Raw genomic sequence first — 18,232 nt, 5'->3', positions numbered from 1 at the left:
TTCAATTCCATGGCAAGGCGTACACGGTGAGGAATGATTTTCATTACCTGTCCCGCACCAAATCCGTCCCGTTGCGGTTCCGATCTTTCGAATTTCATTGCGTGACCATGCCCAAGGCCCTGGTGAAGAACGGCGCTGAGTTTTTCGGGGTGGAAACGGCCGAGCGCAGGGGGGTGACCCTTCACGTCACGAATCTTGAACGGACCCTGGTGGATGTCATGGACCGCCCGGACCTTTCCGGTTCATGGGAAGAAATCTGGCGTTCCCTGGAATTGGTGGAATTTTTCAATCTTGACCAAGTTGTGGAGTACGCCCTTTTGTTGGAAAACGCCACCACCGCCGCCCGGGTCGGATTCTATCTGGACCAGCACCGCGAAGCCTTGATGGTGGAGGATGAACACCTGGCGCCCTTGCGAAAATTGCGTCCCCGGCAACCCCATTACCTGGACCGATCCAAACGAAAATCCGGCACGCTGGTCAAGGACTGGAACCTGATGGTGCCCGAAGACGTCCTCCATCGAACGTGGGAAGAAATGGCATGAGAGTATCCCCAGAAAAATTGATGGCCGAGGCAGAGCGCACCGGCTTTCGGCCCGACCTGCTGGAAAAGGTGGTCATGCTTCTGCATCTGCTGGCTTCGTTCCAGAACCATCCGTTTCTGAAGGGCAAGCTCGCCCTCAAAGGCGGCACCGCCCTGAATCTGTTCTTCCTCAATGTACCGCGATTGTCCGTGGACATCGACCTCAACTATGTGGCCCAACCGGGGTGTGAGGAAATGTTGAAGGACCGACCCAAGATGGAGCAGGCGCTGACCGCCGTCTTTTCCAGAGAGGGCTTCACGGTCAAACGCATGCCCGAGGATCACGCCGGCGGCAAATGGGTGTTGGGATACCAAAGCGCCTTGGGTCAGCCCGGCAATCTGGAGGTGGACCTGAATTTCATGTTCCGCGTCCCCCTGTGGCCGGTGTCCATCATGGATTCCAGGACCGTCGGATCATGGACGGCTAAGAATGTTCCGGTATTGAACGTGCATGAAATCGCGGCTGGGAAATTGGCTGCCCTGTTTTCAAGACACCAAGCCCGGGACCTGTTCGACTGCTACCAGATGATGGCACTCGGCCTGGACAGGGTAAAGGTCCGCGCCGCCTTTTTTGCCTACGGGGCCATGAACCGCAAGGACTGGAGGCAGATCAAACTGGACAACGTGGATTTCGATCCCAAGGAATTGTCCCGGCAGTTGACGCCCACCCTGCGGACCATCGCCGCTCAGGATGCGGAAACCGCCGAGGAATACGGCAGGAGATTGGTGGAAGAAACAAAGGGCGCTCTGGGCTTTCTGTTTCCGTTCACCGACGCCGAGATGGAGTTCCTGGATCGGCTGCTGGACCACGGGGAAATCCACCCGGCTTTGTTGACAAATGACGCGGACCTGGTGGTGAGGCTGAGTGACCATCCATTACTGGAGTGGAAGGCGGTAAATGTTCGGAAGCATAAGGGGGTATGAACCCTATCGGCCTTCCTATCCATTAGTCGATCCGGGCCAAACCTTTCATTTAGCCGAACACTAATCTTTCAAATAGCCGAAATAGTGCGACCAGTCCTTATGGATAGACGGTAACAACATGATTATATTGATATATAGTGTTAGCCGTTTGCTCTGCCGCATTGTCGAATACCCAACCGAGGAAGTAGACCGGGAAGTAGAAATCGTCAGAGACCCTTTGATACCAACGGTTTCCAGTTGATGAAATTCCTGATTACGAAAACACACTGTTTGAGCTTGGTTTCTGGCCCGCTGCTTCGTTTTCAACTTCAAGACATACTTTTCGCGGGTTTTCGCCACCCCTCAAGGAAGTAAATAGGAAGTAGACGCCTTCCTCAGAGGGGGATTTTGGGGTACTTTGGGGTATGTGAAGGTTTTTTCAAAAAGATACGCAACTACCTGATATAACACCTTTTTATAATGTTTTCCTGCTCTTGCCCGTTTGGTTGGTATCGCCTTTCACGCCGGCGACAGGGGTTCGAATCCCCTTGGGGACGCCACTTAAAAAAAAGGGCGGTCATAAGAAGCCCCTTTATTTTGTTTTCAACGGCTTAGGCCGTTTTTTTATATCGCCTTCAGGGAGCAATCCCTGAAGGCGTTTCTTGTTTATTAGCGTCGCCACCCCCCTATCCCCCACCTTGATGTGAAGTGTCATAATATATGGGCATTTTGGAAAGGTTGCCTATAATACCAACAACATACCATGGTTGCGACAAACAAATTTTTACTAAGGACTATCAGCAAAATCTGCAGTCCTAATAACTATTATCAACGCAGCCTGCCAAAGCCACCACCCAGTGAACAGTGGTGGATAAAGACGCAACCTGGTGCAGAATCTAAGGCATTAAATTCTGAAAACCCTTTCCACAGTTACCGGACAGTTTCCGATATCCCCGGCTAAAGACTTTTCCTATCTGCGCAATTGCCAATCTATCCTGCTCGTTACTTTCCGATTCCAATCCACTTTTATGATTTATGGAAAGTCTTTTCAATTCGGTACACTATTTGCAATCGATGTAGGGCATTGATGACTATCTACCTGATAAAACGATAGATACTTTTAAAAAATGTAATCTTGAATGAATACTCCCGGGTATAAATTAGTTTCACCAATATGCCTTTTAACTTTCAACGCGAAGAGGTGACAAAATGTTTAAAGGCTTTAGTCTCGGCGCCAAGCTTATGATTGTTTTCCTATTGGTGGGTATTATTCCTTCTGCGGTCATTGGCGTTTGTTCATTGCGCAAAGCCAGTACCGCCCTTGAGAAACAGGCATTTGCGCAACTGGAGAGCCTGAGGGATGTGAAAAAGGGTCAAGTCGAAAGATACCTTCAAACCATCAAGGATCAGATGATCACCTTTTCTGAAAACAGGATGATCATCACGGCGATGCAGCAATTTGATGAGGCTTTCGACAGTTTCATCGCAGAGAACAAAATCAATCCAGAACACCTGAAAACTATGGGGTCGGAACTATTCACCTACTACTCGCAAGATTTTGCCGAAGAATACCGCAACCAGAACCCTGGCAGCGTACCAGCCGTCGAAAGATTTTTTGATCACCTGGACAGTGAGGGGCTTGCTTTACAGTATCACTATATAAAAGTCAATAGTCACCCCTTGGGTTCAAAGGACCAGCTGAATCGATCCTCTGATCATTCCAGATACAGCGAGCTTCACAGCCTATACCATCCGATCATAAGAAGTTATCTCAAAAAGTTCGGCTACTACGACATTTTCCTCATAGACAGCCAAACGGGCGATATCGTGTATTCAGTCTTCAAAGAACTTGACTACGCAACCTCACTCATTGATGGCGCCTATGCGCATACGAATTTTGCCAAAGCATTTCGCATGGCGAATGAAGCCAGCAATAAAGACACAATCGTTATTACAGACTTCGCTCAGTATCCGCCCTCCTATGAAGCCCCCGCCGGTTTTGTGGCTTCGCCTATTTATGATGGGGGCGCCAAGGTTGGTGTTGCCATATTTCAATTTCCTATCGATGTTCTCAACACCATCATGGGTGAGCGCTCCGGGATGGGAGAAAGCGGGGAGACCTACCTTGTCGGCTCAGACGGTCTGATGCGGTCCGATTCATACCTCGACCCAGAATTTCACAGCGTGGTCGCATCTTTTAAAAACCCCGACAAGGGGAAGGTGGACACACAAGCCAGTCGCGAAGCACTCAGTGGTAGAACCGGGCGAAGCATTGTCATAGATTACAACGGGAATCCGGTGCTCTCCGCTTACGCGCCGCTGGCGGTGGGCAGCACAACCTGGGCTTTGCTGGCCGAAATTGATGAAGCCGAAGCCTTTGCCGCCATACATACCCTTAACTGGCTGACTGGGATCGTTGCCGTGATCGGTATTGCGGCGATCATTGGCGTAGCCCTTTTGTTTTCCCGCTCGATCACCAAGCCCATCAGCCGGATCATTACCGGACTCAACAATGGCTCGGATCAGGTGGCGGCCGCGTCCTGGCAGGTGTCATCCTCCAGCCAGCAACTGGCGGAGGGTTCTTCGCAGCAGGCGGCATCTATCGAGGAAACCTCCGCCTCCCTGGAAGAAATGTCCGCCATGACCCAGCAAAATGCCGATCACGCCAGCCAGGCCGACAGTCTGATGACGGAAGCCAACCAGGTTGTGGCCGACGCGAACAGTTCCATGCGCAAACTTACGACCTCCATGGAAGACATAACCAAAGCCAGCGAGGAGACCTCCAAGATCATCAAGACCATCGATGAGATCGCCTTTCAGACCAATCTGCTGGCGCTCAATGCGGCTGTCGAGGCGGCGCGCGCGGGTGAAGCCGGTGCGGGATTTGCCGTCGTGGCGGACGAGGTGCGCAACCTGGCGATGCGGGCAGCCGATGCGGCCAAGAATACCGCTGAACTGATCGAAGGAACGGTAAAAAAGGTCGGCGAGGGGTCTGCGCTGTCAAGTTCGACCAACGAAGCTTTTCAGAAAGTCGCTGAAAGCGTGACCAAAGCGGCCGAACTGGTTGGAGAGATCGCCTCAGCTTCCACGGAACAAGCCCAGGGTATCGGTCAGGTAAATACGGCCGTTACGGAAATGGACCGTGTCGTTCAGCAGAATGCAGCCAATGCAGAAGAGTCGGCCAGTGCATCTGAAAAGATGAACGCACAGGCCGCGCAAATGAAGGCCATGGTTGCCGAACTGGTGACGATTGTGGGCGGCCAGTCCGGAAAACAGAGAGGGACTGAACCGGTTGTCAACCAATCGGTCCCCCCGGTATCTGCGACAGGCCCGAAGACTTCGCCGGTCAAAAGGCTAACCGCAGAGCCCAAACTCTAAAAGTCAAGCACTTGCCGGACAATTCGCCCTCTCGAGTTGAGTTGTTTTTTTAAGGGGACATCCCATGTTTTTTAGGGGACATCCCTTAATAAAACAGCAACTACATATCCTATTGAAATTATATATTATTTATGGATGAATATAACTCATCTGGGGGATAGTTGGAGCCAATATTGGCGGTGTTGAGATTGGATTCTCGGACACGCATCAAGGAAATTATATACCTTTTCTACGTTTGCATACCCCGTCAAAAACACCCCCAAAAAGGCCCCTGTATTCCTGCGTGTGCAGGAATGACAAAAGAGCAGGGCAAGCCCTGAGGCTACACGGCGAGGGAACCTCGCAACCACGGGCGCGGAGACCGCGCGGCTACAATTGCGGGGACCGCGCAACTACATGACGGCATCAACCATCAATACAATGGGGAGGGGACCTCGCGGCTACAGGGAGGGAAAACCCCGCAATTACATAACGGCGTCAACCGCCGGGACCGTATTCAACCGGCCCATATTTCCGTTTTTTTGACTTGTTCTGCTTGCCGTCCGAGCTTATAATTATGCGTATGCAAACCTTTTTGCCATACGCGGATTTTGATCGTTCCGCCAGGGTCCTGGACTATCGCAGGCTTGGCAAGCAGCGGGTGGAGGCAGAGACCATTCGCCGGACCATTCTTTATGGGAGCGGGTGGCGTAACCATCCCGCAGTCAAGATGTGGACCGGCTTTGAGGCGGCATTGGTGGTATATCGGGATGCAGTCATACGCGAGTGGGTGCGCAGGGGATATCAAAACTCCATGCCTTATGGCGTTGATGGCGGCGGCAACGATGAGATCATCACCCCCTGGTGGCTTGGCGACGAGCGTCTGCACGCCTCCCATCGCTCCAATCTGTTGCGCAAGGACCCTCATTTTTATGGTCAATATGGATGGAAGGAGCCGGACAACCTCCCCTACTTCTGGCCCGTTTGAAAATTCCACGCCCCCCCCGGCTGTGTCTCACCCTCTTATCCTCAACCAACGCCCAGCGACAAATCCAGGGGCGTTTCCCTATACAACCTTCCAGGAATTATGGCCGGCCAAGCCCAATAATGGTTCATAAAAAAATTTGTGTACTACAAAATTTTCTTCTACCTTACGCTAAATAAATATATCTGGACAAAACTCGACTTTTGCTTATTTTATCAAAACAACTTGTTATCCGTTATGTGAGTACCACCTTTAATAACCAGCCGGAGGGAGCGAATGAAGGAACAAACCAAAAAGAACGTCTACGATGCCTTTATTGGGGAAGCCAAGGCCTATTTTCGGCTTCTGGCCTTTGCGGAAAGAGCCGAGGAAGAGGAAGTTCCTCAGATCGCTTTGCTTTTCAAGGCCATTGCAGAGGCGGAAAGAGTGCACGCCACGCGTCACATGAACCTTTTGAAGGAAATCATTGTAAAGGACACAGACACCAACCTTATGAAATCCTTCAAAAAAGAGCAGTCCATCAGCCAAAACGAGTATCCCGAATTCCTCAGAATCGCCGAGGAGGAGGGCGAAAAAGCCGCCGCCTTGGCCTTCAGCCATGCCCGGGATGCCGAAGGGTACCATGCCAAACTCTACGAAAAGGCCATTTACGATGTCATCAAGGACAAAGTAAGCGAGTATCATGTTTGCCAGGTCTGCGGTTACGTGACGGACAAGAAAGCCCCGGATGCCTGCCCTGTTTGCGGCGCCCCAAAAGAGAAGTTCAAGATCGTGACGCCTTAAAAACACTTCTTTATGGGGAGTTAAAGGTTCTTAACTCCCCCATAGGGATGCTCGGGAATGCCGATAGGAAGACTTGGGAATTCTCGGCCAGAACGAAGACAGCTATAAGGTTCGGACGTCAATCCGGGTCGCGCCTTTTTTGGCTTCGCAACATTGCAGGCAAACAACCCTGCCGATGGCGTCCCCCCCAAAGCAGGCAAGCCCTGGAACAGCATGGCGCGGGAACCGCGCGGCTACGGGGCGTAGGGGCCGCGCAAGGCCCTGATGACAGGCCCTTTTTGCACCCTCTTGTTTTTACGCGCTGCGCCATTATGAAGCTCTTTGCGGAGCTTTTTTTCAAGATAGCCATCCGCCGGAGGCCTGTTGTTAAATTTTTACGGCTCATGGCAGGAGCAGTCGTCCCTTTTTATGCGGTCACATGGCAGGATCCGGCGGCACGGGTGAGGGCTTGGCCAAGAGGTATCCTTGGGTGTAGTCGGCGCCATTGGCTTTCAGCCATTGCCATTCTTCAATTTGTTCTACGCCCTCGGCAATGGATTGAATGCCCAGATCCCGGGCGATGGCCAGGAGGTTTCTGACGATAACGCCTTTGGACTCGTTTTTGTGCACATCCCGGATGAGCTCCAAATCTATCTTGATGAAATCGGGCTGAATGCGATGTAGCAGGTTGAGGGAGCTGTATCCTGCGCCCAGGTCGTCCAGGGCCAGGCCGAAGCCCATGTTTTTATAAAAACTGACAATGGTCAGCAGGTGTTCGACATCCTGGATTCTGTCCGTCTCCACCACTTCAAACACGATTTGATCATAAGAAACGCCGCATTCCTTGATGGTCCTGAGAGTGCTTTTTAGGCAATGCACGGGATTATATATGGAGGTGGGATTGAAATTAATAAACAACTTGGCGGATATGTTATGTTTGGAAGCGTCCTTGATGGCCGTCTGACGGCACAAACGATCCAGAAAGAACAAAAGCTCGCTTGACCGCGCCATTCCAAATAATGCGTCGGGGAATATGGTTTCGCCGTTTTCGCTTTTTCCCCGTATAAGGCATTCATAGGCGAAAACCTCCGTTGGGCTCTCTGCATGGACGATGGGCTGAAACCAGGATTCCAGGCGTTCATCCCGCAACAGGTCGGTAAACCAACGATTATCGCAGACAGATATAAATTCGCCCAATGCTGTGACTTTCACCATGTGTTCAATGCCAAACGCCGCCCCCTGGGGGAGAAAAAGGCATTTTGTATCCGCCAATTCCATGTCGTTCAGGCAGCGTTGAAGGCCTCGGAAAAGCCGCTTGGCGTTATTTCCGTCCAGGGGAATCTCAAAGATATTTTTGTCTTCTTGATTCAATCGAAAAGGCTCGTTCTCCAGGGCTTTTTCAATGGATTTAAAGGTAGGCTCCATGGGCGGCGAAAGATATAGCACGCCAGCTTGCTCCATGTATTGAGGTAAACATTCACAGCGCTTGCATTTATTCATACTGCCGCCTTCCATGTTATTTAGTGGGATAACCGCCTATAATTTCGCATTTTTTTGTTTTTCCTGTCAAATACCGTTTCCATGATTTTCCGGTATTGACTGGCTGCGTTTCCAGGCCGTAAAACAAAGAAAGAACCCTTACGCCTGTTTTCCCGCAGGAAAAGCCCGGCTTTTACGCATTGCCGATTTGGGAAGAAAAATGAGAAAAGAACGCTTTTTCAAAGATGAACGCATGCCTTTTGCGGAGCTTCGCTATTCCAGCAGCGACCTCGCCTTCAAGCCCCACATGCACCGCACCTTAAGCATCGGGGCGATCGAAGAAGGACAGGCGATTTACCAGATCAAGGGCCGGGAGGCCGTCCTGGCGCCCGGCTCGTTGGTGGTGGTGAATCCCGACCTTCTCCACGCCTGCAACCCGGACGGCGAGAAGGCCCGGACCTACTCCATGCTTCACCTTAGTACGGACTGGTGCTTTCAGGTTCAGCAATCCCTATGGGAGGTCAGCAGCTTTGTGAAGATGGAGAAAAACAGGATAGACGACGGACCGTTGTATGAGCAATACCGGGAGGCCGTCAGCCGCCTCATGGACACAAAAGCGCATCTGCAGGAAAAAGAGCAAATGCTGTTCGACCTGGCTTGCAGCGTTTTTTCCAAAGCATGCCTAAGCCCGGGTAAGGAGAATCAGCGCAGGGAAAATATCAAAGACCTGAAAATGATTCTGGCGCAGGATCTGCAAAAGGATTTCACCCTCAATTCCCTGGCCGGAAATTTGGGCGTCAACCCCTATACGCTTTTACGCAGCTTCAAGGCCGCCGTCGGCATAACGCCCCACGCCTATCGCATGAATTGCCGGATCGAGAAGGCCCGAGAGCTTTTGAGGCGGGGCTGGGATATTGCGGAAACCGCCCTGGAGTGCGGCTTTTTTGACCAAAGCCATTTCCACCGCCATTTTAAGGCCATGACCACGGTCACCCCCCAGGAATACCGCGTCAATTTCGTACAATAAATCCGTCCGAGTTCCGGATATCCTTCCTCCAGACCATTAAGGAGGAAGAAACATGGAAATGCACGTATACCTTGCTTTTGTCGCCGCCACGGCCATTATGATCGCCCTGCCCGGCCCCAGCCTGATTTTGGCCGTGGCCCACAGCATATCGTTTGGCTGGAGGCGCGCCTTATGCACGGTGGCGGGAGAAACCACGGGAGTCGCCGTCCAGTTGATCATCGCTGCAGTCGGCCTGACCTCCCTGCTGAGCGCCGCGGCCCAAGCCTTTGACTGGCTTCGTTGGGCCGGGGCGATTTACCTGGTTTATCTGGGATTCAAACAATGGAGAGGCGCAGGCGCCCCCCTGGAGCTTGACGAGCCGACGGCTTCCGGGTCAAATCTTTTCACCCAGGGCCTGATCGTTACGATTCCCAATCCCAAGAGCCTGATTTTCATCACCGCGTTCTTGCCCCAGTTCATCGATGCGTCCCGCCCTTGGGGGCTGCAATTCGCCATTATATTTCCCACCTTTTTAGCGGTCACCTTTGCCGTAGCCTCCGCCTGGGCGTGGGCGGCGGGAAGCGCCAGGAATTTTCTGCAAAACAAAAAAGCCCTGCAGCCCATTTTCCGGGGAGCGGGAGGCTTGATGGTCGTGGCGGGAGTGAGCCTGGCTCTGGCCAGGCGCGGTGTTGCCTGACCCGGGCTCAACCGGGGCTGAAACAAAGCGCTTGACAGGCCCTTGGGATTTTATTAAACATGTTTATTGAAAAAACATGCTTAAAAAGGAGACCAGCCATGAACCGCCGGGAAGCGTCCAAACGCCAAACCCGCTCCCTCATTATGGAAGCGGCGAAAAAAATGTTCCTGGAAACCGACCTGGACAAATGCACCATGCGCGCCATTGCCAAAAACGCCGGGGTTTCGCCGGCGTCGGTGGTGGTGCATTTCAAGAACAAATGCGCCTTGATGGAGGCGGTCCTTTCCGAGGATATTGAACGGGCCGTGGAGCGCGCTGTTGCAAGCATGCCCCAAGAGGGGGATTTTGCGGAAAGGATCGCCCATATCTGGCGCTGCATGTTCACTTTTTATGCGGGCAATCGAGATCTGTACCGCTTTTTCATAAGCCGCACGGTTTTTGAGTCGGACGAAGAGACTCCAAGCATTGCCAGCGAGATGTCCGACTTTCTGAATTACGTCGTGGGATTGATCGAGTGCGAAAAGCAGGAAGGCCGCCTGGCGCCGGAGGTGGATTCCGGCGTTATGGCTCAAATGCTGTTCATGGAGTATTTCGGCGTTTTGGTCATGTTTTTTCGGGACGCGTCCATGACACCGGAAGTTGCTGCGGAGGCCGTTCTGGCCATGATCCGGCAAACCCTGTCCGGCCTCACCCGGCGGCAAACCCCATAAAGGAAGGCCCAACCATGAGCGCAGCGCATCAAAAACTGGAAAGCCTTTTTACGCATATTGCCAAATGGGTATACGCCCATTGGTTTATAACCATCGCCGTTATCCTGGCTTCCACCGTCTTTCTGGCCGCGCAACTGCCTGAGTTGACCATGGACACCCGGGAGGAGAGTTTTTTCCGCCAGACCGACCCCATGCTCATTGCGTACAACGAATTTCGCGATCAGTTCGGCCAGGACGACATGTTCATCATCGGCATGCGCCCGGAAAAAGGCCTGACCCGGGAGTTTTTGGCGATTATGAACCGAATGCACAGGGAGTTGGAGGACGAGGCTCCCTACCTGGACGAGGTCAACAGCCTGGTTAACGGGCGGGTGGTCCGGGCGGAGGGAGACACGCTTATTGTGGAGGATCTGATGCCAGAGCCTCCGGAAACCGAGGAGGAGCGCCGCCGCATCCTGAACCTGATCGACCGGTATCCCCTCTACGATAATTTGCTCATTGCGCCGGACCGTTCCATGGCCATGATCATCGTCAAGGCCCAGGCTATCGTCAAAGCGGCGGAAGGCGACGTATTCGACGGGTTTGACAGTGCTGTCGCTCCCATTGAAAAGCCGCCCGGGAACTATTTAAGCAACGAACAAAACGTGGAGATCGATAACGTCATTCGCGGCATTGTGGACAGATACCGCGGCCAGGGGGTTGATTTTTATTATGCGGGCACGCCGGTTTTTGTGGCGGAAATCCAGCGGGGCATCCAAAAGGATCTGGGCCTGATGATCCCGTTATCCTTTTTGCTGATTATCTTTTTTCTGGCTGTGCTTTTCCGGCGGGTTTCCGGGGTTTTTTTCCCGTTAATCGTGGTTGTATTCTCCCTATTGTCGTCCTTTGGCATTATGGCGTTGTGGGGCATTCCCATCACCAACGCCATTCAGATTCTTCCGACCTTTTTGATTGTGGTGGGCATCGCTGACTCGGTGCATATTCTGACCCTGTTTTATCAAAACCATCAAAGCTGCGGAGACAAGCGTGCGGCGATTATTCAGGCCGTGGGGCGTACCGGGCTTCCGGTTTTAATGACCAGCCTGACCACGGCCTGCGGCCTGTTCTCCTTTGTGTGGGCGGACGTGGCCGTTGTCGCCCAATTGGGTTATATCGCGCCGGTGGGCGTGATGCTGGCTTTTGTTTATACAATCTTTTTGCTGCCCGCCCTGATTGCGGTTTTTCCCATGAAGCAGCCGATCAAAAAAACGGCGGGAAAGCCTTCCGTGATGGACCGCTTTTTCGACGGTCTCACCCGTCTAACCACCCAAAGGCCTGTAACGATAATTCTGATCTGGTCCGCCGCTGCCATTATTGCCGGAGCGGGCGCCATGAACGTCAAGTTTTCCCACAACGCAATGAAGTGGCTGCCGCCAAGCTCGGAGGCCCGGATCGGCACGGACGTCATGGATGCAACCAACGGCGGGACGGTGGTTTTGGAGGTGGTGATTGATTCCGGAAGGCGAAACGGGTTCCACGACCCTGATTTGCTGGCGCGATTGGCCCAGGCGGGCGAGGATATTCCCCATATTTCGGCCCACGGCATCCGGGCCGGAAAGGTTTCGTCGATCGCCGACGCCTTAAAGGAAACCAACCGGGCCTTAAACGAGGATCGCGACGAAGCCTACAAGGTTCCCGACGATCGGGAGTTGATCGCCCAGGAGTTGATCCTTTTTGAATCCAGCGGCAGCGACGACCTGGAGGAGCTTGCGGACAGCACGTATCAAATCGCCCGGTTGTCCCTATTAGCGCCCTTTACGGATTCCATCCTGTATAAGGATTACGTGGATCTTGTAAAAGAATATCTGGTGCGGCAGTTTCCTCAAGAGGCTGTCGCGCTTACCGGCCATATGGCTCTTTTTATCGGCATAACCAAGCTGTTCATCACCAGCATGGCCAAGAGCTATGTGTTTGCCTTGCTGGTCATAACCCTTTTGATGATTATCATGATCGGGCGGTTCGGGCTGGGGCTCCTGAGCATGATCGCCAACGTGGTTCCCATTGTCATGATTTTTGGAGTCATGGGTTATCTGGAAATTCCCCTGGATATGTTCAGCATCATGCTTGGAGGCATTGTCCTGGGGTTGGTGGTGGACGACACCATCCATTTTCTGCATCATTTTCGGCGAGGCCTGGACGCCTCCCATAAAGTGGAGGAAGCCGTGCGCGGAACTCTGCATACAGCGGGCCGGGCCATCACCATCACCAGCATAGTGCTTTGCGGAGGATTTTTCATATACATGACCGCTTACCTTAGCTGCAACGTCTATTTCGGTTTGCTGACCGGATGCGCGGTCCTGTTCGCCCTGGCCGCCGACCTGCTGCTGGCCCCCGCCTTGCTGACGGTGATGTATGGAAGGCCCGCGTCCATAAAAGCCGATGAACCGCTTGAGGCCTGACGACTGGAACGAAGGACCTTATTATCGCCATTGAGTGATGGGCTGCGGGAGGCCGCAGCCCATTTTTTTATGATAATTGGGATTAGTAAACCTGTTTGAAGAGCTCCAAAATTTCTTCCGGGGTAGAGATTGGCCGTGCGTTGTAGAGGCTGACGGCGTCTCCCATGGCGTGGATGGCGCATTCCACCGGGCCGTCTTCGGGAACGCCAAGGTCCTTTAAATGCAGAGGATGGTTCACTTCTCGCATCAGATCTTCCCCTGCGTCCGCAGCCGCCTCCGGTTTTTGATGAAATTTGTCAAACCGTGTTCAAAAACGGCGATGGGTCCCGGCAGGGGGCTCTGGGTCTTTTTTTGCTAAATGACGACTCCCCGCTAATTCACATTATTTTTGAGGAACATGACCTGATCCTGGATGACCTGCTCGAACAGGGGGGAAAGATACACGTCAAAATGCCCGCACTTGTAGGTGATCAGTTTGCTTTGGGGCGCATTGGCTGCGGCTTTGAATGCAGGCTTGACGGGCGTGACGGCATCATGCTCCGCCGCTTGAATCAGCCAGGGCATGGACATCTTGCGCGCCAGCCCGCCCGGAGAGTAAAACGGCACATGGAGAATAATGCGCGCGGCCACGTCTTCGTTGGGCTTAAAATCGTGGGGAAAGAGCTTTTCAACGGCGTCCCTGGCGCCTGGGGCGGTCATGGCGGCCAATTCTCCCGGCTCCCCGGCAATGGGAATGTAGTAGGGATTTCTTCCGCGGACCGACCTAAGAATATCCCGGCTTGCAGCCAAGGAAAGTTTCAGGGCGTGAACGACTCCGTTGGTGCGGGCAGTGGCCAAGCCGTCCAGGTTGGGAACCTGGGAGATGACGGCAGCAATTTTACCGTCCTTGATAGCCACGGGGATCACATGCCCTCCCGCAAAAGACGATCCCCAAAGGATGATTTTATTCGGGTCCACTCCTTCCTGGCTTCTGGCGAACGCAATGGCGGCATGCCAGTCCTGATGCTGTTTTTTGATGTCCAGGATTTGCCGGGGCTCTCCCTCGCTCTCCCCGAAATGACGGTAGTCGAAAGCCAGGGCGTTATACCCGGCTTCGGCAAAGGCTTCTGCATAAACGTCAAGCCGGGCTTCCTTTACCCCGCCAAAGCCGTGGCCGAGAACCACGCAGGGGGATTTCCCCTTGCCGGCAGTCTTATAATACCATCCCGCGCATTCCAGCCCTTGCGATTTGAATCGCATGTTTTCCCTCTTCATAGGCCTCTCCCCGTTCTTCTTTTTTCGTTGCACATGGCCGCCCATACAAAACATGATAAATATATCATGTTTTGTATGAAGCAAATCAGGAGGCGCGTCAAGGAAAATGTGATATAATTATCATGTTTTCAATATTTCAACACCCTTTTATTAAAAGGGCGAAATCGTGCTATATAGGGTCAAATATCTGAAAGGAAAACGGATCATGGATAAGCCTGGAAAGGCGCGCAAGCCTGTGCAAAAGCGGGGCAAGGAAACCCGGGCCAAGCTGCTGGAATCGGCCAAGGCGCTGTTTGTGGAAAAGGGCTATTATAAAACCAACGGCAATGAAATCGCCGCGCACGCGGGTCTGGCGACAGGAACTTTTTATCGTTATTTCAATAATAAAAAGGACATCCTGATCCAATTGGTGCAGCAATTTTATCAGCAGGGGCTTGAGCACGCCGTGCCCATAATGGGTACTGTTTTTTCCGGGTCGGACGACGGGCGCAAGATCATTCGCGCACTGCTTCAAGCTCACTACGCTTTCCACATGGAGCAAAAGGAATTGCATAAGGCGGCTTTCCCTTTGATGTTTCTGGAAGAAGACATCATGGAGCTAAGCCGTCAGGAAGATCAAAAGGTCATCGATGTCATCGCCGCAATTTTCAACGTAAACAAGGACCTTTTATTCGTGGAGGACTTACAGGCTGCGGCGGAGCTTACATACCGGACATGCGAGGCGATCACTCATTGCCTGATGCTTCGGAGCGAACATTCCGGCAAGGAATCGCTTATCGGGGAATTGGAGGAGATGCTTTTCAAATATTTATTTACGGAATCCTCCTCCTCAGCCCCCTAATTTTTGCTTTTACAGGGTTTGGGAAAGCTGTTTAATGGAATCTTAAAAACCGTTTAACACAGAGGACGGGCATGGGCATAAAGCGAGTTCATTACAGTTGGGTCATTTGCCTTACGGGGATTGTCACCCTCTTTTCCTGCCTGGGATTGGGAAGGTTTTCCCTGGGCGTGCTGCTGCCGTCCATGAGTTCCTCGTTGAAATTGAATTATTCCCAGATGGGGCTCATCGGCACGGGAAATTTCATCGGATACATTCTGGCGGTCCTGGCGGCCGGGCGCACGGTGGACTTGCTGGGCGCGCGCAAGACCATCACCATGGGTTTGGTGCTTGTGGGCTCTTCCATGATGGCCATCAGCTGGGCTTCCACCTTTATTGCCGCCTTCGCCCTTTATTTCGTCACCGGGATCGGCTCCGGCCTGGCCAATGTGCCGCTCATGGGGCTGGTATCCCACTGGTTCACCTCGGAGACCAGAGGGCGGGCCGCCGGAATTATGATTTCAGGCAACGGCATGGCCATTATCTTTTCCGGACTTTTCGTCCCCTGGATAATCATGACCTGCGGGAGCGAAGGCTGGAGGACGGGCTGGCTGATAATCGGCGCCATTTCTCTGGTCGTCTCTCTGATAGCCGGGCTGTTGTTGCGAAATCGTCCCAGCGAGTTGGGGCTCGCCCCCCTGGGAAAGCCGCCGGCTGAACAATCCTGCCAGGCTGAGAATAATACTTGCAATCCGTCGGACGCCCGGCGCACCATGATTCATCTTGGCGTGATTTACCTTCTTTTCGGCGTCACCTACGTGGTCTATGCGACCTTTATTGTCACGGCCATGGTGAATGAGCGGAACTTTGGGGAGGGCGCGGCAGGCAGGTTTTGGGCGATTGTGGGCGCCTTGTCCATATTCTCAGGCCCGTTGTTCGGTTGGTTGTCCGACAAATTCAGCCGAAAAGCAGCCATCATCGCTGCTTTTTCGTCCTATACGGCCGCCTATGCATTCGCCGCCGTATACCTTTCCGATTATTTTTTGTACGCCTCCATTGTGATTTTCGGCTTGGTTGTCTGGAGCATCCCCACCATCATGTCGGCTGCCGTGGGAGACTACATGGGGCCTGAGCAGGCGGTGAAAGCCTTTGGATTCATCACGCTGTTTTTCGGCGCAGGACAGATTGCCGGCCCCGCCCTGGCGGGTTGGCTGGCGGACGTATCCGGCAATTTCAACATGGCCTTCTGGGCCTGCTCCGTGCTGACGGCCTGCGCCGGGGCCATAGCCTATTTTCTTAAAAAGCCAAGCTGAGGGTTCAGCCCCAGGCGCTCTTTCACTTATTCGCCGGATTTCCCTTCCGGCAACGGCTCGTTCGAGTCGGGAATCCGATTTTGAAAGCGGCTCAGCCAGATTTGATCGATCCGGTGGGGGATCTGCCGGGGTTGGATCCTTAGCGTGTGAGGGCCGTCGGACCTCAAAATGATGAATTTGGGATCGTCCCCGTTGCTGGCCCAGCCCCAGGCGCCCGCCGGATGAATATCCAGCCAGTTGCCGAGCATAGAGCCCCAACCAGTCCCTATCCATCTGTCCGACTGCAGCCAGATGGAATCGCTTGAGATGTCGTCCACGCTGCATTTGCCGCGCAGCCATACCGTATACCTGCCCGCCGGGGCTTCATACTGCATTTCCACGTATACCTCCGGGGCGGGCAGAGACTTGCCGCTGGCGCCGGCAGTCAATTCAACGGCCCGTCCAATGGAGGCGGAGGGGTCCGCTACCAATCGCACCCCGGTTGGCGATTTTTCCGTAATGTTACGGACGTCCAGGATAACGTCCCGATCCGCGTCGCAGGCAAAGGGCATGGGCGCCCGGTTGATTGCGGCCGCGGCCGGCCAGTTGACCGCGGAGAAGGCTATCATGCCAGCATAAACTATATGTAAGGCGGCCAGGACGATTGTTTTGCCTGCTTTGGAGAATAGCGGCTTGGAGGTTTTCATGCCGAACAGGAATCGGAGCACGTCAAGTTTTCGGATCAGATAATAATAGAGTCCGGCGGTAAGGGCGAACGCATCGATGAAAACAATCAGCCACTTGACGGAATCCGCAATTTCCAGGGGCATGACAAAATACCCGAAGCTGAGGATGATCGTTTGATGGAGGATGTAAAAAGGCAGCACCCCTTCGTTTAAATGGCGGAGTATGGGGCGATTAAAGGATAAATGCTGCATGCCCTGCCCCAGAATGGCCAGGACCCAGAACCAAGCCCCCCAAAACCGCAGCAACAGGGCGACCCAAGGCCTGATTACATAAGGAATCGCCCCGCCCAGAGCCCCAAAAACCAAATATAGATATGCGGCGGTAAAGGCGGCGGCCAATACCAGCGACAAATTCCGGTTTCGCTTGATGCACTCCATGAGGTTTTCGTCGGATGCAATTACGAACCCTCCGATTAAAAACCACAGATAATACAGAAATCCCCAACCGCCGCTTCCCACGCTTAAAATGGAGGACGGCACGATCAGTTTTATTAGCAGCAGAGGGAGGGGAAGGATAAGATACATGGCCTTGGGCGATGACAGCAGGCTTGTCAGCCGTTTCAGGCCGTTGCTCCAGCTTCCCTGCAAGCGGACGAACAAGCGGTAGCAAAGCAGGGAGTAGAGAAACAAAAACAGCAAGTACCACAAATGCATGCCATGGAAGGCAAAGTTTCCCGGACAGTTCGGCTCGAAATACAAGCCCGAAAAATAGATTTTGTAAAATGAGAAAAAGGACCCGGAAAAAACATGCCTGAAAGTCCGTTCCAAATAAATCTGCAAGGCGCTGTGGGTGCATGCGGCGATGACCACCGGGACCATGAGGCGGGAGAACTTGTCCGAATAGAACTTTTTGAATCCGCCGGACTTGCTCAGGGCGTAAAACAGGCTGGCGCCGGAAATGACGAAGAACAAGGGCATCAGCCACGTGGTCATGAAGCTGTTCCAGATTTCCACCCAGAGGTAATTGTTCGCATTCTTGATATGCCAATCCCACAGGTCGAAAAACCGGGTGCTATGGAAAAAAAACACGGCCAGGATGGCCATGACGCGAATCCAGTCCAACTCGTAACGCCTTGCGGGAGCGTTCATTTGACGTACCTCTGCCGCGAAAGGAAGCTATGGAAGCATGCAGTCTTTTATTGTCAGTCTGCGAATTTTATTTTTGCATTGTTGGTTAAAGCCTGCCGTCTTAGGGACGGGCTAACT

The 18,232-nt window shown here is 53.1% G+C and carries 14 protein-coding genes and 1 pseudogene; 11 read left to right on the top strand and 4 right to left on the bottom strand.

Features of this window, described 5'->3' with window-relative positions; genetic code table 11:
* From BUE18_RS27890 to BUE18_RS10150, 5 genes are all read left to right on the top strand, one after another.
* Positions 1-542, top strand: a 542-nt coding sequence (locus BUE18_RS27890) for a type IV toxin-antitoxin system AbiEi family antitoxin domain-containing protein (protein WP_170868323.1), incomplete at its 5' end; no start/stop codon positions are given.
* Complete coding sequence (locus tag BUE18_RS10165; RefSeq protein WP_073475388.1) at positions 539-1,504, top strand: nucleotidyl transferase AbiEii/AbiGii toxin family protein; 966 nt, start codon at positions 539-541, stop codon at positions 1,502-1,504. The genes BUE18_RS27890 and BUE18_RS10165, both read left to right, overlap by 4 nt.
* Positions 1,505-2,692: 1,188 nt before the next feature.
* The gene (locus tag BUE18_RS10160; RefSeq protein ID WP_073475386.1) at positions 2,693-4,861 is read left to right on the top strand and encodes a methyl-accepting chemotaxis protein; all 2,169 of its coding nucleotides are present in this window, start codon (positions 2,693-2,695) and stop codon (positions 4,859-4,861) included.
* A gap of 556 nt (positions 4,862-5,417) precedes the next feature.
* Positions 5,418-5,828, top strand: coding sequence for an MSMEG_6728 family protein (locus tag BUE18_RS10155; RefSeq protein ID WP_211482796.1), 411 nt, complete (start codon positions 5,418-5,420; stop codon positions 5,826-5,828).
* A gap of 273 nt (positions 5,829-6,101) precedes the next feature.
* Positions 6,102-6,608, top strand: coding sequence for a rubrerythrin family protein (locus BUE18_RS10150; RefSeq protein WP_073475382.1), 507 nt, complete (start codon positions 6,102-6,104; stop codon positions 6,606-6,608).
* A 414-nt stretch (positions 6,609-7,022) separates the two neighbouring features.
* Here BUE18_RS10150 and BUE18_RS10145 read toward each other — a convergent pair whose 3' ends face one another.
* Entirely contained in the window at positions 7,023-8,087 is a 1,065-nt protein-coding gene (locus BUE18_RS10145; protein ID WP_170868322.1) for an EAL domain-containing protein, read from the bottom strand.
* A gap of 199 nt (positions 8,088-8,286) precedes the next feature.
* Between BUE18_RS10145 and BUE18_RS10140 the strand changes: the two genes are divergently transcribed.
* From BUE18_RS10140 to BUE18_RS10125, 4 genes are all read left to right on the top strand, one after another.
* Entirely contained in the window at positions 8,287-9,093 is an 807-nt protein-coding gene (locus BUE18_RS10140; RefSeq protein ID WP_073475379.1) for an AraC family transcriptional regulator, read from the top strand.
* Positions 9,094-9,145: 52 nt separating this feature from the next.
* Positions 9,146-9,769: a LysE family translocator gene (locus BUE18_RS10135; protein ID WP_073475377.1), complete on the top strand. Its 624-nt coding sequence runs from the start codon at positions 9,146-9,148 to the stop codon at positions 9,767-9,769.
* A 98-nt stretch (positions 9,770-9,867) separates the two neighbouring features.
* On the top strand, positions 9,868-10,479 hold the full coding sequence (locus tag BUE18_RS10130; RefSeq protein ID WP_073475375.1) for a TetR/AcrR family transcriptional regulator: 612 nt from the start codon (positions 9,868-9,870) through the stop codon (positions 10,477-10,479).
* 14 nt (positions 10,480-10,493) lie between these two features.
* Positions 10,494-12,917, top strand: a complete 2,424-nt coding sequence (locus tag BUE18_RS10125) for an efflux RND transporter permease subunit (RefSeq protein WP_073475374.1) — start codon at positions 10,494-10,496, stop codon at positions 12,915-12,917.
* An 82-nt stretch (positions 12,918-12,999) separates the two neighbouring features.
* On the opposite strand, the pseudogene BUE18_RS27455 reads toward BUE18_RS10125, so the two are convergent.
* Both BUE18_RS27455 and BUE18_RS10120 read right to left on the bottom strand, forming a co-directional pair.
* Positions 13,000-13,191 (bottom strand): annotated as a pseudogene (locus BUE18_RS27455) (hypothetical protein); the annotation flags it as partial.
* Between the two features lie 98 nt (positions 13,192-13,289).
* Positions 13,290-14,171, bottom strand: coding sequence for an alpha/beta hydrolase (locus BUE18_RS10120; RefSeq protein WP_073475372.1), 882 nt, complete (start codon positions 14,169-14,171; stop codon positions 13,290-13,292).
* A gap of 205 nt (positions 14,172-14,376) precedes the next feature.
* On the opposite strand from BUE18_RS10120, the gene BUE18_RS10115 reads away from it, so the two are divergent.
* Both BUE18_RS10115 and BUE18_RS10110 read left to right on the top strand, forming a co-directional pair.
* Entirely contained in the window at positions 14,377-15,012 is a 636-nt protein-coding gene (locus BUE18_RS10115; protein WP_073475370.1) for a TetR/AcrR family transcriptional regulator, read from the top strand.
* A gap of 71 nt (positions 15,013-15,083) precedes the next feature.
* Positions 15,084-16,301: an MFS transporter gene (locus tag BUE18_RS10110; protein WP_073475368.1), complete on the top strand. Its 1,218-nt coding sequence runs from the start codon at positions 15,084-15,086 to the stop codon at positions 16,299-16,301.
* A gap of 26 nt (positions 16,302-16,327) precedes the next feature.
* Here BUE18_RS10110 and BUE18_RS10105 read toward each other — a convergent pair whose 3' ends face one another.
* Positions 16,328-18,115, bottom strand: coding sequence for an acyltransferase family protein (locus BUE18_RS10105; RefSeq protein ID WP_073475366.1), 1,788 nt, complete (start codon positions 18,113-18,115; stop codon positions 16,328-16,330).
* Between the last annotated feature and the right edge of the window lie 117 nt (positions 18,116-18,232).

This window comes from Desulfatibacillum alkenivorans DSM 16219 (genome assembly GCF_900142135.1).
Lineage (GTDB): Bacteria > Desulfobacterota > Desulfobacteria > Desulfobacterales > Desulfatibacillaceae > Desulfatibacillum > Desulfatibacillum alkenivorans.
This window is presented reverse-complemented; position numbering and strand designations above follow the sequence as displayed.